The organism is Xylophilus sp. ASV27 (assembly GCF_016428875.1).
Lineage (GTDB): Bacteria > Pseudomonadota > Gammaproteobacteria > Burkholderiales > Burkholderiaceae_C > Xylophilus.
The window spans coordinates 1-16,559 of the sequence record NZ_JAELTO010000033.1 but is presented as its reverse complement, the minus strand read 5'-3'; the positions used below and the strand labels follow the sequence as shown (position 1 = coordinate 16,559).

The 16,559-nt window shown below is 69.0% G+C and carries 15 protein-coding genes and 2 pseudogenes; 10 read left to right on the top strand and 7 right to left on the bottom strand.

From position 1 onward, the window contains the following. Window positions 1-177: 177 nt before the first annotated feature. The 9 genes from JHD63_RS09180 (at window position 178) to JHD63_RS09140 (ending at window position 8,089) form a co-directional block, all read left to right on the top strand. A complete protein-coding gene (locus JHD63_RS09180) occupies window positions 178-1,326 on the top strand; it encodes an aromatic ring-hydroxylating oxygenase subunit alpha (RefSeq protein WP_198970445.1) in 1,149 nt (382 codons plus the stop codon). 83 nt (window positions 1,327-1,409) lie between these two features. After that, window positions 1,410-2,306: a DMT family transporter gene (locus JHD63_RS09175; protein ID WP_198970468.1), complete on the top strand. Its 897-nt coding sequence runs from the start codon at window positions 1,410-1,412 to the stop codon at window positions 2,304-2,306. A 145-nt stretch (window positions 2,307-2,451) separates the two neighbouring features. Then, window positions 2,452-3,402, top strand: coding sequence for a sulfurtransferase (locus tag JHD63_RS09170; RefSeq protein WP_198970444.1), 951 nt, complete (start codon window positions 2,452-2,454; stop codon window positions 3,400-3,402). Between the two features lie 271 nt (window positions 3,403-3,673). Continuing rightward, window positions 3,674-4,003, top strand: a complete 330-nt coding sequence (gene flhD / locus JHD63_RS09165) for a flagellar transcriptional regulator FlhD (protein WP_198970443.1) — start codon at window positions 3,674-3,676, stop codon at window positions 4,001-4,003. 48 nt (window positions 4,004-4,051) lie between these two features. After that, a complete protein-coding gene (flhC, locus tag JHD63_RS09160) occupies window positions 4,052-4,597 on the top strand; it encodes a flagellar transcriptional regulator FlhC (RefSeq protein ID WP_198970442.1) in 546 nt (181 codons plus the stop codon). A gap of 61 nt (window positions 4,598-4,658) precedes the next feature. Continuing rightward, window positions 4,659-5,336: a GntR family transcriptional regulator gene (locus JHD63_RS09155; protein ID WP_198970441.1), complete on the top strand. Its 678-nt coding sequence runs from the start codon at window positions 4,659-4,661 to the stop codon at window positions 5,334-5,336. A 127-nt stretch (window positions 5,337-5,463) separates the two neighbouring features. Then, window positions 5,464-6,321, top strand: a complete 858-nt coding sequence (locus tag JHD63_RS09150) for an NAD(P)-binding domain-containing protein (RefSeq protein WP_198970440.1) — start codon at window positions 5,464-5,466, stop codon at window positions 6,319-6,321. Window positions 6,322-6,411: 90 nt separating this feature from the next. Further along, window positions 6,412-7,380: a Bug family tripartite tricarboxylate transporter substrate binding protein gene (locus JHD63_RS09145; RefSeq protein WP_370590441.1), complete on the top strand. Its 969-nt coding sequence runs from the start codon at window positions 6,412-6,414 to the stop codon at window positions 7,378-7,380. Between the two features lie 34 nt (window positions 7,381-7,414). After that, the gene (locus JHD63_RS09140; protein WP_198970439.1) at window positions 7,415-8,089 is read left to right on the top strand and encodes an RraA family protein; all 675 of its coding nucleotides are present in this window, start codon (window positions 7,415-7,417) and stop codon (window positions 8,087-8,089) included. Window positions 8,090-8,101: 12 nt separating this feature from the next. Here JHD63_RS09140 and JHD63_RS09135 read toward each other — a convergent pair whose 3' ends face one another. After that, the gene (locus tag JHD63_RS09135) at window positions 8,102-9,190 is read right to left on the bottom strand and encodes a PA0069 family radical SAM protein (RefSeq protein ID WP_198970438.1); all 1,089 of its coding nucleotides are present in this window, start codon (window positions 9,188-9,190) and stop codon (window positions 8,102-8,104) included. Window positions 9,191-9,309: 119 nt separating this feature from the next. Between JHD63_RS09135 and JHD63_RS09130 the strand changes: the two are divergent. Next, window positions 9,310-9,765 (top strand): annotated as a pseudogene (locus JHD63_RS09130) (cupin domain-containing protein). A gap of 60 nt (window positions 9,766-9,825) precedes the next feature. Here JHD63_RS09130 and JHD63_RS09125 read toward each other — a convergent pair. The 6 genes and pseudogenes from JHD63_RS09125 to JHD63_RS09100 all read right to left on the bottom strand — a co-directional run. Beyond that, on the bottom strand, window positions 9,826-11,043 hold the full coding sequence (locus JHD63_RS09125) for a multidrug effflux MFS transporter (RefSeq protein ID WP_198970437.1): 1,218 nt from the start codon (window positions 11,041-11,043) through the stop codon (window positions 9,826-9,828). Window positions 11,044-11,146: 103 nt separating this feature from the next. Further along, window positions 11,147-12,250: an acyltransferase family protein gene (locus JHD63_RS09120; protein WP_233167840.1), complete on the bottom strand. Its 1,104-nt coding sequence runs from the start codon at window positions 12,248-12,250 to the stop codon at window positions 11,147-11,149. 70 nt (window positions 12,251-12,320) lie between these two features. After that, window positions 12,321-13,274, bottom strand: coding sequence for an NAD(P)H-dependent flavin oxidoreductase (locus tag JHD63_RS09115; RefSeq protein ID WP_198970436.1), 954 nt, complete (start codon window positions 13,272-13,274; stop codon window positions 12,321-12,323). A gap of 72 nt (window positions 13,275-13,346) precedes the next feature. Beyond that, window positions 13,347-15,137, bottom strand: a complete 1,791-nt coding sequence (locus JHD63_RS09110) for an acyl-CoA dehydrogenase (protein WP_198970435.1) — start codon at window positions 15,135-15,137, stop codon at window positions 13,347-13,349. Window positions 15,138-15,165: 28 nt separating this feature from the next. After that, window positions 15,166-16,299: an ABC transporter substrate-binding protein gene (locus JHD63_RS09105; protein ID WP_198970434.1), complete on the bottom strand. Its 1,134-nt coding sequence runs from the start codon at window positions 16,297-16,299 to the stop codon at window positions 15,166-15,168. A 125-nt stretch (window positions 16,300-16,424) separates the two neighbouring features. Next, window positions 16,425-16,559, bottom strand: a pseudogene (locus JHD63_RS09100) (electron transfer flavoprotein subunit alpha/FixB family protein); the annotation flags it as partial.

Below are 16,559 nucleotides of genomic sequence, written 5' to 3'. Positions count from 1 at the left end.
CTTCCATTCTAGGCGGGCTCCACACCGCACGGGCCCGGAGCGGCGCCGGGAGGGGCCGGCGGGTACAATCGGGCCTTCCTCCCACCGCCGGCACCGCCGGCTTCGCTTTTCCCACCCCCTGGCGCCCCGGCGCATCCCTTGTTTCTCCCTGTGGGGAGTCTTTAGGTCAGGTCACCCATGTCTGATTTAAGTCTTCGACTGCAGCAGGCCGCGAGCCAACTACCAGTTTCCAGCTACTTCGACGAGGCGCTGTTCCAGCGCGAACGAGAAACGCTCTTCCAGCAAGGGCCCCGCTATGTGGGGCACCAGCTTTCCGTGCCCGAGAAGGGCGACTACTACGCGCTGCCGCAGGAGGGCGAGGGCCGCGCGCTGGTGCGCACGGCCGAGGGCGGCGTGGAGCTGATCTCCAACGTCTGCCGGCATCGCCAGGCGGTGATGCTCAAGGGCCGCGGCTCGCTGCACGGCACGGCGCCGGGCCATGCCGGGGGCAACATCGTCTGCCCGCTGCACCGCTGGACCTACGACGCCCACGGCCAGTTGCTGGGCGCGCCGCACTTCGCCGAAGACCCCTGCCTGAACCTGCGCAACTACCCGCTGCAGGAATGGAACGGCCTGCTGTTCGAAGCCCCGCCGGGCCACCGCCGCGACGTGGCGGCCGACCTGGCGCGCCTGGGCCCCCGCGCGGACCTGGACTTCAGCGGCTTCGTGCGCGACCGGGTCGAACTGCACGAGTGCAACTACAACTGGAAGACCTTCATCGAGGTCTACCTGGAGGACTACCACGTCGGGCCGTTCCACCCCGGGCTGGGCCAGTTCGTGACCTGCGAGGACCTGCGCTGGGAGTTCGGCAAGGAGTATTCGGTGCAGACCGTGGGCGTGGCCAACCGCCTGGGCAAGGCCGGCAGCCCGGTCTACCAGCGCTGGCAGGAGCAGTTGCTGGCCTACCGCAACGGCGAGCTGCCCAAGAACGGCGCGATCTGGCTCACCTACTACCCGCACATCATGCTCGAGTGGTATCCGCACGTGCTGACCGTCTCCACGCTGCACCCGGTCAGCCCGACCAAAACGCTGAACATGGTCGAGTTCTTCTACCCCGAGGAGATCGCCGCCTTCGAGCGCGACTTCGTCGAGGCGCAGCAGGCCGCCTACATGGAGACCTGCATCGAGGACGACGAGATCGCCGAGCGCATGGACGCCGGACGCCTCGCACTGCTCAAGCGCGGCGACGACGAGCGCGGCCCCTACCAGAGCCCGATGGAAGACGGCATGCAGCACTTCCACGAGTGGTACCGCGATGCGATGGGGCGTGACAAACTATCATTTTGATAGCTTGAAGCCCAGGCCGTGCCTGGGCTTGAGTCACTTTTGACGCAAAGAACTTGAACCTCCGCAACCTGCGCGCGGGCTGGATGCTGCTCGCCGCCTTCTTCTTCGCCAGCATGGGCGTCTGCGTGAAGATGGCCTCTGTCCACTTCAACTCGTCCGAACTGGTTTTCTACCGCGGGCTGATCGGCATGCTGCTGCTGTGGGCCATGGCGCATTCGCGCGGCATCGGCCTGGCCACGCGCTACCCGGGCATGCATGCCTGGCGCAGCCTGGTGGGCGTGGTCTCGCTGGGTTCGTGGTTCTATGCGATCGCCCACCTGCCGCTGGCCACGGCCATGACGCTCAACTACATGAGCAGCGTCTGGATCGCGGCCTTCCTGGTCGGCGGCACCCTGATCGCCTGGCGTCCCGGGCGCGGGCGCGAAGGTCCGCCGCTGCAGGGCGCCCTGGTGCTGACGGTGCTCGCCGGCTTCGCCGGCGTGGTCATGATGCTGCGGCCCACGCTGGACCCGCGCGAGATGTTCGCGGGCATGATCGGCCTGTTCTCCGGCCTCACCGCCGCCTTTGCCTACATGCAGGTGATGGCCCTGTCCAGAATGGGCGAGCCCGAGACACGCACCGTCTTCTACTTTGCCCTGGGCTCGGCGGTGGCGGGCGGCATCGCCAGCGCCGCCGAGGGCCTGTCGCCGCTGGTCTGGCCGACCGCGCTGTGGCTGCCGCCGATCGGCCTGCTGGCTGCGCTCGGGCAGCTCTGCATGACACGCGCCTACGCCACCGCGGGCAGCCAGCGCGGCACGCTGGTGGTGGCCAACCTGCAGTACTCGGGCATCGTGTTCGGCGCGGTCTACAGCATCCTGCTGTTCGGCGACCACATCCCGCTGCTGGGCTGGGCCGGCATGGCGCTGATCATCGCCAGCGGCATCGCCGCCACGGCGCTGCGCCAGCGCACTGCGCCGCAAACGCCAGGGGAAGAACACTGAAGAGGCTCGCCCCCAAGGCTTCGCACTTCGTGTCTGCGCCAACCTCTTCCGGCGGCAACACCCGCGGCCCGGCAAGGCCGGCTCCGCGGGGTTCCCGACAGGGGGCGGCAGGCTGCAACCGGGCGCATCGTGGTAGAAGATCGCCATGAGCACCACCTTCAACCTCCTGATCTCCGTCACCGAGTTACAGGCGCTGCGCGCCTCCGGCCGTCGCCACATGGTCTTCGACTGCAGCTTCGACCTGCAACGGCCCGAGGCTGGCGAACAGCAGTACCGTGAGCGCCATATCCCGGGCGCGGTCTACGCCAGCCTGGACCAGGCGCTGAGCGCGCCGCACGGCGTGCCGGGCGCGCATGGCACCGTGGTGGCACGCGAGGCCGACCGCCCGGCCTCCGGTGGGAGGCACCCGCTGCCCAGCCGCGAGAAGTTCGCCATCTGGCTCTCCTCCGTCGGCTTCGCCAACGACATGCAGGCCGTGGTCTACGACCGCAACGGCATGAACTACTGCGGGCGCCTGTGGTGGATGCTCAAGTGGGCCGGCCACGACGCGGTGGCGGTGCTCGACGGCGGCCTGCAGGCCTGGCAGGCCGCGGGCGGCCCCACGCGCGGCACCGCCCCCGATGCCACCGACCACGAGGAAGAGCCCAGCCACTTCCAGACCAGCTTCATGCTGCACGCGCCGCTGCGCCGGCTGGTCGGTGCCGCCGACGTGCAGGCGCATCTGGGCCAGCCGACGCAGACCGTGGTCGATGCCCGCGGCGCCCCGCGCTTTCGCGGCGAGGTCGAGCCGCTGGACCCGGTGGCCGGCCACATTCCCGGCGCGCGCAACCGTCCCTTCACCGAGAACTTCAGCACCGACGGCCGCTTCAAACCCCCGGCGCAGCTGCGGCAGGAATTCGACGCGCTGCTGGGCGGCCGCGCGCCGGCGAGCGTCGTGCACCAGTGCGGCAGCGGCGTCAGTGCCGTGCCCAACCTGCTGGCCATGGAACTGGCCGGCTACGGCCCGGGCACGCTCTATGCGGGCAGTTGGAGCGAATGGTGCAGCGACCCGTCGCGGCCGGTGGAGACCGGTGCGGCGCGCACTGACGCGCCATAGATGCGGAGCAGGCACCGGGCGGAGCGGGCGCATTGCCGCCCTGCTTTCCGGTACAAGGCGCCCGTTTTTTCAGCAGGCGCTCTCGACGCAGCGCGGGTGCCGATGCCTAACCGGACGTAAGGGAAATTCCTACAAGCCACACCCGAAACCAGACAGCGCGGATGACGCTTGCCTGACTTAATTTCCGATTGGGGTGCTTTCACAATCCATTTCAACGGATCGGACATGCAGCAACCTGCTTGCAACCCCGGTCCCGTCGAAAGGAATGAGCATGAACACCGAGCAACTGCTGGCCGAGATCCGCGAAGCGAACCTCACCTACCTGATGCTGGCGCAGAACCTGATCCGCCAGGACAAGGCCGCCGCCGTCTTCCGGCTCGGCATCAACGAGGAATCGGCCGAACTGCTGGCCTCGCTCTCGTCCGCGCAGGTGCTCAAGCTCGCGTCCGGCAACACCCTGCTGTGCCGCTTCCGCGTGGACGACGACATGGTCTGGAGCCTGCTGACCAACCACGGCACGCCCAAGAAAGTCGGCAACGAAGCCACCAACCGCCTGCACGCCAACATCCTGATGGCGGGGCGCGTAAGCGAAGTGCTGTAGCAGCACCACATTGCCTCTCCCGCTTCTCTTTTTCTCGCAGGAATCACCATGACCGCAGCAGCCCCCAAGAGCGTCCTCAACGAATCGCGCCAGATCGAGCGCGCCGCCATGCTCATCCACATGGGCGCGCGCATGCAGGTGCTGGAGTCCGAGACCACGCTGTCCTACGAGCGGCTGATCCGCCTCTACAAGGAGATCGCCGGCAAGTCGCCCTCCAAGGGCCAGCTGCCCTTCTCCACCGACTGGTTCCTGACCTGGCAGGAGAACATCCACTCCTCGCTGTTCCTCAACATCCACGAGTACCTGTGCAAGGGCGCCGCACTGGAGCCGGTCGATGCCCTGACCAAGGCCTACCGCCTCTACAGCGAGCAGGTGGCCGCCGCCGAGATCGAGCCCCTGCTGTCCTTCACGCGCGCCTGGCGCCTGCTCAAGTTCGTCGACGCCAGCATGCTGCAGACCACCGCCTGCTCGCAGTGCGGCGGCCGCTTCGTCACCGAGCCCTACGAGAACGCCCGCCACTACGTCTGCGGCCTGTGCAACCCGCCGGCCCGCGCGGGCAAGAGCAAGGCGGCTGGCGCGCTGATGCTGCACTGAGCCCGGGCGGGGGTTGTCAGAATGGCGGGCAGCGCGGCACCCCCAGCCGCGGACGCCTGCCATGCCCAAGATCACCGATTCCCTCTATGCCGAACTGCGCCGGCGCATCATGTCCGGCGTCTACCCGCCCGGCGCGCGCCTGCGCGAAGAGCATATCGCCGAAGAAATGCAGGTCAGCCGCACCCCCGTGCGTGCGGCGCTGCAGCGGCTGACCGATGACGGCCTGCTGCAGGCCGCCGCGCGCGGCGCGATCGTGGCGGGCTGGACGCAGTGGGACGTGGCCGAGGTGTTCGAGCTGCGCCGCCTGCTGGAGCCGCACGCCGCGGGGCTGGCTGCCGAGCGCGCCACACCCGAGCAGATCGAGGCGCTCGACCGCCTGAACGACGAGATGCTGGCCCATGTGAAGTCGCGGCGCAGCGACCGCGTGGAACGCATACAGTCCGCGAACAACCGCTTCCACCACCTGCTGGTGGAGGCGGCGCACTCCGGCCGACTCAAGGCCATGCTGCAGAACTTCATCGACACACCGATCATGATCGGCTCGTTCTACTTCTACAGCGAAGAGGACATGCTCAACAGCGTGGAGCACCACCGCCAGGTCACACAGGCCATCAAGCGCCGAGATCGCGCCTATGCCGAGCAGGCCATGGCCTACCACCTGAGCGTGTCCTTCATGCGCTTCGAGATGCAGCGCGTCAACACTGTTAGCCCGGCCGCCCCCGACGACGCCGCGGAATGAGGCCCTTTCCGCCGGCCCGCGCAATCAGTACATTAAAAATACAAAATAGGGGTAACCACGGATGATTCGGCCATTACTTCCGAATCAAATACAAATCCAACGCAAAAATGTACTTTTTTTGTATTTCATGAAGACAGCAATTCTTGGTGGCGGCGTGGTCGGCCTGTGCTACGCGCAAGCTCTGGCCGACGCCGGGCACACGCTCTCGGGCATCTGCGATCCGCAGCCAGCGGCGGCCCTGCAAACCTTCGCGCAGGTGCATGGCCTGGCCATCCACCCGGCGCCCGGCCCGTGGCTGGACGACGCTGAACTGGTGATCAGCGCCGTCTTCGGCACCCTGGCATTGGAGGTGATGCGGGCCGCGCTGCCACACCTGCGCAGCGGCGCGCTCTATGTCGACATGAGCACGGCGGACCCGGCCGACATGCGTGAGGCCGAGGCACTGGCCCATGCGCGGGGCCAGCGCTTTGCCGACGTGGCGATCACCGGTGCGGTCAACCTGAGCGGCGCGCGCACGCCCCTGCTCTGCGCGGGCGACGGCGCGACGCAAGCCGCCCAGGTGTTGGCCGCCTGCGGCGCGCCGGTGCGCGTCGTCGGCAGCCGCGCGGGTGACGCCGTCTCGCTCAAGCTGTTGCGCAGCATCTTCACCAAGGGCATGGAAGCGCTGGCCGTGGAATGCCTCTTGACCGCAGAGAGCAAGGGTCTCCGCCAGGAGTTGCACGCCGTGCTGTCGGACATCGACGAGGGCTGCCTGCGCGAGACCATGGAGTCCATGGTGCGCACGCACATAGCCCACGCGCCGCGGCGCCTGAACGAGGTGATCGAGGCCCAGCGCCAGATGCGCCTGACCGGCGTCGAACCAGTGGTGCTGCCGGGCGTGCAGCAGCGCTTCGAGAAGACCGTGGCCATGCTGTCCGCGCGTGCCTTCGATGGCGGCAACACCGCCGCCGCGCTGGCCTGGCTGGCCGCACCGGACAAGGCCTGACAACCCGCCCCGGGCCGCGGGTGGCCCGCGCATACCGATTTCCGCCCCCGTGCGGATTGCCCCACACCCCACCCGTTCCAGGAGACTGATGTGAATCTTGCCAGACGACTGTTCGTCACGACATGCATGCTCGCCGCCGGCGGCACCGCTTTCGCGCAGGGCTATCCCGCGCGCGCGGTGAAGATCATGGTGCCCTTCCCGCCCGGCGGCGGCACCGACAACCTGACCCGCCTGATCGCCACCAAGCTGACCGAGACGCTGAAATGGACCGTGGTGGTCGACAACAAGCCCGGCGCCGGCGGTAACCTTGCGCTCGACAGCACGGCCAAGGCCCAGCCGGACGGCTACACCCTGGTGATGGCGCAAACCGACAACGTCGTGCTCAATCCGCTGCTCTACGGCAAGCTGTCCTATGACCCGGCAAAGGATCTGATGCCCGTGGGACTGGTAGCACGCGGTCCCGCAGTTCTGGTGGTGCGGGCGGATTCGCCCTTCAGGACCCTGGCCGACGTGGTCGCCGCGGCCAGGGCCAAGCCCGGCCAGCTCACCTTCGCATCGCCCGGCACCGGCACGGTGACGCACCTTGTGATCGAGATGTGGCAGAAGAGTGCAGGCATCCGCTTCACGCACGTGCCCTACCGCGGCATTGCCCAGTCACTGCCCGACCTGATCGGCGGGCAGGTCGACATGTACATGGGCTCCATCCCCACGCTGCAGAGCCATATCCAGGGCGGCAAGGTGCGCGCGCTGGGGGTGACCACGCCCCAGCGCTCGCCGGTGCTGCCGAACGTGCCCACTTATGCAGAGTCCGGCTTCCGCGGCGTCGAACTGGCCAGCGTCTGGGGGCTCATGGCTCCGGCCGGCACGCCGCCCGACACGGTGCAGCGGCTCAATGCCGAGGTCAACAGGCTGCTGCTGATGCCCGACGTGCGCGAGAAGATCATCGCCAGCGGCGCCGACGTGCTGGGCGGCTCGCCGCAAGACATGGCCCGCCTCTATGCGGAAGACAGCGCCCGCCTGGCGCCGGTCATCCGTGAATCGGGCATCAAGCTCGATTGAGCACATCCTTCACCACTGCTTCCAGGCTCTTCCCATGATCGGACTTCGGATACTCAAGCGGCGCCGCGCCGTCGACCTTGCGCTGGCGCAGCGCTTCCTCGGCGTGCCGGTGGCCAACGTCAGCGACTGCATGTCGCGCATGAGCGCCGGCGGCGCGCGCCTGCGCCCCATGCATGGCGGCGGTGCCATGGCCGGCCCGGCGCTGACCATCAAGACCCGCCCAGGCGACAACCTCATGATCCACAAGGCGCTGCAACTGGCGCAAACCGGCGACGTGATCGTGGTCGATGCCGGCGGCGACCTCACCAATGCACTCATCGGCGAGATCATGGTCGGCGACGCCATCAAGCGCGGCCTGGGCGGCATCGTCATCAACGGCGCGATCCGCGACGCCGGCGCGATCCGCGGCGGCAGCTTCCCGGTGTTTGCCGCCGGCGTGACGCACCGCGGCCCGTACAAGGATGGCCCCGGGGAGATCAACGTTCCCATCGCCATCGACGGCATGGTGGTCGAACCGGGCGACCTCATCATCGGCGACGACGATGGCCTGCTGTGCGTGCCCCATGACGACGCGCAGGCGCTGCTGGCGGCGGCGCAGCACAAGCAGGTGGTGGAGGCCAGGATGATTGCCGACATCGCAGGCGGCACCTATGACGCGGCCTGGGTCGACGCCACGCTGGAGCGGCTCAACTGCCCGATCGAGGCCTAGCGCGACGCGGCACTAGAACAAGCTGCCCTGCCCATTGCGCCCGGGCGGCCGGAAGGCCGAGTGGTCGAGCGATATGCGCTGGCGGCTGAAGCCCAGGCGCTGCGTCGCCTTCTCGAAGCGCTGGCGGATCAGGTCGGCCCACAGGCCGCTGCCCTTCATGCGGGTGGCGAAGTCGGCGTCATAGTCCTTGCCGCCGCGCATGTCCTGGATGCGCGCCATCACGCGCGCCGCGCGATCCGGGTAGTGCAACTCCAACCATTCGCGGAACAGCGGCGCCACCTCCCACGGCAGGCGCACCACGGTGTAGAAGGCGCTGCGCGCGCCGGCCTCAAACGCCGCGGCCAGCACCTGCTCCAGGTCCTCGGTGATGAACGGAATCTGCGGCGCCACGCTGACCCCCACCGGGATGCCGGACTCGGCCAGCGTGCGGATGGTGCGCAGCCGGCGCTGCGGTGCCGCCGCGCGCGGCTCAAGAATGCGCGCGAGCCTGGCATCGAGCGTGGTGATGGTGACGTAGACCGCCGCGCGCCCGTCGGCCGCCGCGGCGGCGAGCAGGTCGAGGTCGGCCTCGACCGCGCTGGACTTGGTGACCAGCCCGAACGGGTGGCGCGCCTCGTGCAGCACCTCCAGCGCGGCGCGCGTGAGCCGCAGCTCGCGCTCGACCGGCTGGTAGCAGTCGGTGGCGGTACCGACGGCGATGTGGCTGGGCCGGTAGGCGGGCCGCGAGATCTCCTGCCGCAGCACCTCGGCCAGGTTGCGCTTGGCGATGATCTTGGTCTCGAAGTCCAGCCCCGGCGACAGGTTGAGGTAGCTGTGCGTGGGCCGCGCGAAGCAGTAGATGCAGCCATGCTCGCAGCCCCGGTAGGGGTTGAGCGAGGCGTCGAAGGGAATGTCGGGCGAGTCGTTGCGGCTGATGGCGCTTTTCACGTCCTCGAAGCGCACTTCGGTGGCCGGCGGCGCGGCGTCCCCGGCCTGCTCCTCTTCCAGCGTGCCCCAGCCGTCGTCATAGGCGTCGCGCGCGCTCGACTCGAAGCGGTGCGCGATACGCGTGGCACTGCCCCGGCCTTTCAGGGCGTGCAGGGGGATGAAGACGGGGTCCATGGGAGCGTGGCACTTGATACTGTTTAAATATACAGTATTCACAGAGAATCCTGCAGGCCTGCGCGGCGGGAACGGTTTATGCGTGTTGCACCTTCCCGGGAATTGCACAGGAGCGTCCTATGCCACACACCACCGCGACCGAGTTCTCCCACGTGAAGCCAGGTGATACCGAGTTCGTCTCGGGGGGCCTGCGCGACTTCTTCCTCTACCGTGACCTGGGCATCGCCAAGGCCACCCACGGCAAGGTCATTGCCCACCTGGTGAAGGCCAACCTGCCGCCCGAGGCGGGCACCGGCTGGCACCGGCACGAGGCAGACTTTCAGATCGTCTACATGCTCAAGGGCTGGGCGCGCTTCATGTACGAGGACTAGGTCACCCTGGTGGAAGCCGGCGACGTGGTGCACCAGCGTCCGGGCATAAGGCACTACCTGTTCGACTATTCGCCGGACATGGAGTATCTGGAGATCGTCTCGCCGGCCGACTTCAAGAGTGTCGATGTCGAGCCGGTCTGCGGCGTTCCGCCGCCCACGCCATGGCCGGCACCTGCCAATCGCTCTCTTTTTAATAGCAAATAGCCCAGATAGATCCTGGGTTACAGGCCTTTTCCATCCATATTCCGCCTGCTACAGGCCGGACTACGGCGTGTGCGCCCCGGCCGGCGCGTGAAGTGCGTCGGCGCGGCCGTGCAGCGTGAGCCGCGTCAGCAGCGCGGCCACCAGCGCGCAGCCGGCGATGCCGGCGAGCATGGGCCGCGCCGTGCCGTCCACGAACAGGCCGACCAGGGCGATCACCGCCGCGCCGGTCACGAACTGCAGCGTGCCCATCAGCGCCGACGCGGTGCCGGCGATGGCGCCGTGCTCCTCCAGCGCCAGCACGGCCGTGCTCGGCACCACCAGGCCCAGGAAACCGTAGCCGACGAACAGCAGTCCGACCAGCACGGCCAGGTGCTCGATGCCCAGCAGGTTCAGCGCCAGCAGCAGCGCCATGGTGAGGGCATAGCCGGCGACGGCCACGCGCACCGTGCGGTGCAGCCCCCAGCGCGCGCCCAGGCGCCCCGTGAGCTGCGATACGCCGATGAAGGACACGGCATTGACCGAGAAGGCCAGGCTGTACATGCGCGGCGTGAGGCCGTAGTGCTGGATCAGCACGAAGGACGAATTCGCCAGGTAGGCGAAGAAGCTGGAGATGCCGAAGGCGCCGATGAACACCAGCCCGAGGAAGTGCCGGTCGCGCAGCAGCAGGCCATAGCCGCGCAGCGCGCTGCCCACGCTGCTGTCCACGCGCTCGTGCGCCGGCCGGGTCTCGCGCAGGCTGGTGCCGAGCAGCACCAGCCCCAGCCCCGCCGCCACCGTCACCGCCCAGAACACCGCGCGCCAGCCGGCCCATTCGATCAGCAGGCTGCCGCACAGCGGCGCCAGGATGGGCGAGACGCTGAACACCAGCATCAGCAGCGACATCAGCCGCGCCGCGTCATGCCCGGTGTGCAGGTCGCGCACCACCGCGCGCGGCACCACCATGCCGGCGCAGGCGCCCAGCCCCTGCAGGAAACGGAAGGCGATCAGCGTCTGCACGTCGCCCGCCAGCGCGCAGCCCACGCTGCCCGCGGCAAACACCAGCAGCCCGAAGTACAGCGGCGGCTTGCGCCCGAGCATGTCGGACACCGGGCCGTAGACGATCTGCCCCAGCCCCAGGGAGATGAAGAAGGCCATCAGGCTCATCTGCACCGCGCCGGTATCGGCGCCCAGGCTCTGCCCGATGGACGGCAGCGCCGGCAGGTACATGTCGATCGCGAAAGGCCCGATGGCCGACAGCAGGCCGAGCACCAGCGCGGTCCGCAGGAGGGGGGTTTTCATGGGAATCAGGAAAATCGGGGCAGGTAGCCCGGGTGCGCGCCAGATCGGCGCCGCCGGAAGGCGTCGATCATGCCTCAGAACGGAAAAGGCCTCCGCAGGCGGCTCAGCGCACCAGCCAGCCGCAGACCAGCAGCGCCGCGAACAGCCCCGCCAGCATGCGCGCCGAGGCGGCGCGCCGCTCCACGCCGTAGTGCAGCGCCATGCCCGCCACAACCGACAGCAGGAAGGCCGCCAGCATGCCCAGCGCATTGGCCGCCGGGTCGGCCGGCCAGCGCAGGCCGACCCAGGCGGCCACCAGCAGGCAGACCGGGAAGTGGATCAGGAACACCGAGTACGACATGCGCCCGAGCCGCAGCAGTGCGGGGTGCGCCTGCCAGTGCCGCAGCGGCTCGCTGCGCTGCGCCCAGGCCAGCACCAGCGCCGTCACCAGGGCCGTGGCCAGTCGCCCGCGCCAGTCGAGCGCCAGCGCCGCCACGCCCAGCGCCAGCATGGCGGCGATCCAGTGCCGCGGGTGGCGCGAGCGGCCCGCCCACCAGGCCAGCATGCCCAGCCCGTAGGAGCCGAAGAAGTACAGCGCGGTGTCGTCGAGTTCGGCATGCCGGTTGAAGATGGCCAGCGACAGCGCCGCGATCACCAGCACCAGCGCCGCGCCAATGCGCGTGCCATGCCGCGGCCAGCGCTGCTGCAGCGGCCGGGCCAGTGCCAGCAGCAGCACCGTCAGCGCGAACAGCTGGAAGTCGATCGCCACGTACCAGACGCCGGCCGACAGGCCCTCCTCGCCCGCCAGGTCCTGCACCAGCAGGCCATGCGCCAGCAACTGGCCGAGCGTGGGCGCGGGGGGCACGGCGGGGCTGTGCAGCGCCGGGCGCACCAGCGCGGCCACCAGCACGCTGACGCACAGCGCCGCCAGGTAGGGCGCGGACAGGCGCGCGTAGCGGCGCGTTATCTGGGCCAGGGGCCGCTCGAAGCGCGGCCGCACCTCGGGCGCCAGCGAGGCCGCGGCCAGGAAGCCGCCGAGCACCAGGAACACATGGACCGCCATGCGGGCGTACTCGGCCAGCCAGTCCAGCAGCGCCGGCGCCAGCGGCCGCGCCACGTCCGACATAGGCCCGTAGAACGCCAGGTGGTGCCAGATGATGAGCACGCAGGCCACCGCCTTGAGCGCGTCGATCAACGGCATGCGCTGGGCGTTGGCAGGAGCGGACATGGTGTGGGCGGCTGCGGACAAGGCAAAGGCCCGCGAACGGGCCCCTGGGGTTTCGGTGGACGAATGCCTTTTATACGATCAGCCGGCTGCGCGCCTCGGCATATTCCCGGCGCAGGCGCGCCACCAGGTCGGCGGCGGGCACCACCGCCTGGACCGGCCCGATGCCCTGGCCGCAGCCCCAGATGTCCTTCCAGGCCTTCTTGGCGTCGCCGCCGAAACTCATCTTGCTCGGGTCGCTCACCGGCAGGTTGTCGGGATCGAGGCCGGCTGCGCGGATGCTCGGGGCGAGGTAGTTGCCATGCACGCCGGTGAACAGGTTGCTGTAGACGATGTCGTCGGAGTCGCCCTCGACGATGGCCTGCTTGTAGGCCTCGCTGGCGCGCGCCTCCTCGGTGGCGATGAAGGCCGAGCCGATGTAGGCGAAGTCCGCGCCCATGGCCTGCGCCGCCAGCACCGCGCCGCCGGTGGAGATCGCGCCTGACAGCGCCACCGGGCCGTCGAACCACTGGCGGATTTCCTGGATCAATGCGAACGGGCTCTTGACGCCCGCATGGCCGCCGGCGCCCGCGGCCACCGCGATCAGGCCGTCGGCGCCCTTCTCGATCGCCTTGTGCGCGAACCGGTTGTTGATGATGTCGTGCAGCACCACGCCGCCATGGCTGTGCGCCGCCGCGTTGATGTCCTCGCGCGCGCCGAGCGAGGTGATGTAGATCGGCACCTTGTACTTGACGCACAGTTCCATGTCGTGTTCGAGCCGGTCGTTGCTCTTGTGCACGATCTGGTTGATGGCGAAGGGCGCGGCAGGCTGGTCGGGATGGGCCTTGTCCCAGGCCGCGAGCGTCTCGGTGATCTCGGCCAGCCACTCGTCCAGCTGCGAGGCCGGGCGCGCGTTGAGCGCCGGCATGGAGCCGACGACCCCGGCCTGGCACTGCGCGATGACGAGCTTGGGGTTGCTGATGATGAACAGCGGCGAGCCGATGATGGGCAGTGGCAGACGATCGAGCGGCGGGGGCAGTCGGGACATGGTGTGAAATTCCAGTGAAAATTGGCTCCAGCCCACAAGCTGCATGGGCTTTCAGCTATTGTTTTTGAATGGTCAGAAAGCGTCGAGCGCCATGGCCGTCACACTTGCGGCGCCCTCGACGATGCTGTCGCGCAGCCCCGGCACACGGGTCAGGATGTGTCCCGCATAGAAGCGTGCGGTGGTGATCTTGGCCTGCATGAAGGATCTGTCGCCATCCCGCGCGAGACAGTCTTCGGCCACCAGCAGCGAGCGCGCCAACTGCCAGCCCGCCACCAGGTTGCCGGCCAGCATGAGGTAGGGCACCGAGCCCGCGAAGACCGCGTTCGGATCGGTCCTGGCGCCGGCCACGACGAAGTCCACCACCTCGAGGAAGGCCAGGCGCGCGGCGGTGAGCCGGCCCAGCACCTCGCGCGCCGCCTCGCTGCCGCGCTGCGCCAGTTCGGCCTCGGTGGCCTCGACCTGCGCGGCGATGGCCCGGGCGGTGCGGCCGCCGTCGCGGCCGGTCTTGCGGCCGACCAGGTCGTTGGCCTGGATCGCCGTCGTACCTTCGTAGATGGTCAGGATCTTGGCGTCGCGGTAGTACTGCGCCGCGCCGGTCTCCTCGATGAAGCCCATGCCGCCATGCACCTGCACGCCGAGCGAGGCGACCTCCAGACTCATCTCGGTGCTGTAGCCCTTGACCAGCGGCACCAGGAATTCGTAGAAGGCCTGGTTCTGGGCCCGCGCCTCGGCATCGGGCGCGTGGTGCGCGGCATCGTAGGCGGCGGCGGCCACCGTGGCCATGGCGCGGCAGCCCTCGGTGAAGGCGCGCATGGTCATCAGCATGCGGCGCACGTCGGGGTGGTGGATGATCGGAGCGCTGTGCGGCAGCGAGCCGTCCACCGGCCGGCTCTGCACCCGGTCGCGCGCATAGGCCACCGCCTTCTGGTAGGCGCGGTCGGCCACGGCAATGCCCTGCACGCCCACCGCATAGCGGGCGGCGTTCATCATGATGAACATGTACTCCAGGCCGCGGTTCTCCTCGCCCACGAGGTAGCCCACCGCACCGCCCGCATCGCCGAACTGCAGCACCGCCGTGGGCGAGGCCTTGATGCCCATCTTGTGCTCGATGGAGACGCATTGCACGTCGTTGCGCGCGCCCAGGCTGCCGTCGGCCTTGACCAGGAACTTGGGCACCACGAACAGGCTGATGCCCTTGACGCCCTCGGGCGCGCCCTGCACCCGCGCCAGCACCAGGTGCACGATGTTCTCCGCCATGTCGTGCTCGCCGTAGGTGATGAAGATCTTGGTGCCGAAGACCTTGTAGCTGCCGTCGGGCTGCGGCTCGGCGCGGGTGCGCACCAGCGACAGGTCGCTGCCGGCCTGCGGCTCGGTCAGGTTCATGGTGCCGGTCCACCGGCCGCTCACCAGCTTCTCGAGGTAGAGGGCCTTGAGGGTGTCGCTGCCGGCGGTCAGCAGCGCCTCGATCGCGCCGTCGGACAGCAGCGGGCACAGCGCGAAGCTCAGGTTGGCGGCGTTGAGCATTTCGCCGCAGGCCGCGCCTATGGTCTTGGGCAGGCCCTGGCCGCCAAAGTTCAGCGGATGCTGCAGGCCTTGCCAGCCGCCCTCGGCGTACTGGCGGAACGCGTCCTTGAAGCCGGGCGTGGTGGTGACGGCGCCGTCCTTCCAGCTCGAAGGCTGGGTGTCGCCGATCTGGTTCAGCGGCGCGATCACGTCCTGGGTGAAGCGGGCGCATTCCTCGAGCACCGCCTGCGCGGTGTCCAGGCCCGCGTCCTCGAAGCCGGGCAGTTGGGCGATATGGTCGATGCGGGCCAGGTGCTCGATGTCGAACAGCATGTCCTTGAGGGGGGCGGTGTAGCTCACGATGGATGTCCGTTGAGGAGGAAAGGGGTCACTGGCGCAGCCGTCCGCTGCCCGCGACGATGGAGAGGTCGACATAGCGCGAGCCGGTGTGCTCGCCCGGCCGGAAGGCGATGACGTAATCGCCCAGGTCCAGCCGGTCCATGCCGTCGAGCGCCTTGACCAGACTCTCGCGGGTCGGGTTGGCGCCGGCGCGCTTCACCGCTTCGGCGATGACGCGGCCGTTGATGTAGCCCTCGAGCATGGCGTGGCTCGCGGGCAGCGGGTTCTTGGACGCCTTGAGCGCCTGCTGGAAGTCACGCACCAGGCGCGTGGTGAGCCTGGTCGGGCTGGGCGTGACCTGCGCAATCGAGATGCCCGCGAGCTGCTCGTCGCCCAGGCGCCGCGCCAGTTGCTCCACGTCGACGTCCGAGCTGGCGAACAGCTGCGCGCCTCCGCCGGCCGCGCGGTACCCCTCGACGAAGCCGGCGCTCGCCTCGCTCGCCAGCATCAGGATCGCCTGCGGCGCGGCCGCGTGCAGCGCCGTCACCGCCGGCTCGGTCTTGCCGGAGCCCGCGGGCACGGTGGCCGTGGCCACCACCGTGATCCTGCGCCGCGCGGCGGCATCCGCCACCAGAGCCTGCACCGCCTTGGTCTGCGGGCCCTCTTCCATGAAGACGCCGGCCTTGTCGATGCCGAGCGTGGAGAGGTGCTGCATGATCTTGTCGACCTGATCGGCCAGACCCGCGCGCACGCTGTAGACCAGGGGCACGTCCCCCCTCAGCAGCGTGGCGCGATAGCCCACCAGCGGCAGCTTCTCCTGATCGAGCAGGCCGCTGGCCACCAGATCGCTCACGCCGCGCGTGCCGAAATAGCCGGCCAGCACCAGCGGCCGCTGCTCGGCCACCAGGGTGCGCGTGAGGCTCACCGTGTCCTGCGGCCGCGAGCCGTCGTCACCGGACACCAGCCTGAGCGTGTTCCCGGCGGCCCCGCCCGCGGCGTTGAACTGCGCCAACGCCAGTTGCAGCCCCGCCTCATAGGCACGGCCCAGCGATGCCGCCACGCCCGTCATCGGCGCCACCTGCACCACCACCAGCGCGGCAGCCTGCACGGACAAGGCCGCGGCGGCCATGCAGACGCCCACGAGAAGGCCACGGACCTTGCGGCCTGCGTCGGTATTCAGCATGCGGGGCTCCTCCATGTGCGGATGTCTTGCTGCCATCAGCCGGTCCGGTGCCGCGCACCGGTCGCATCTGTTCTTCTTCTGCTGCCTCTTGAGGCAGCCACGGCGCCCGAAGGCGCCGCTGGGTGCTACAAAGCCTGCACCATCTCCGGCACAGCCGAGAACAGATCGGCCACGAGGCCGTAGTCGGCCACGGAGAAGATGGGCGCCTCCTCGTCCTTGTTGATCGCCACGATCACCTTGGAGTCCTTCATGCCGGCCAG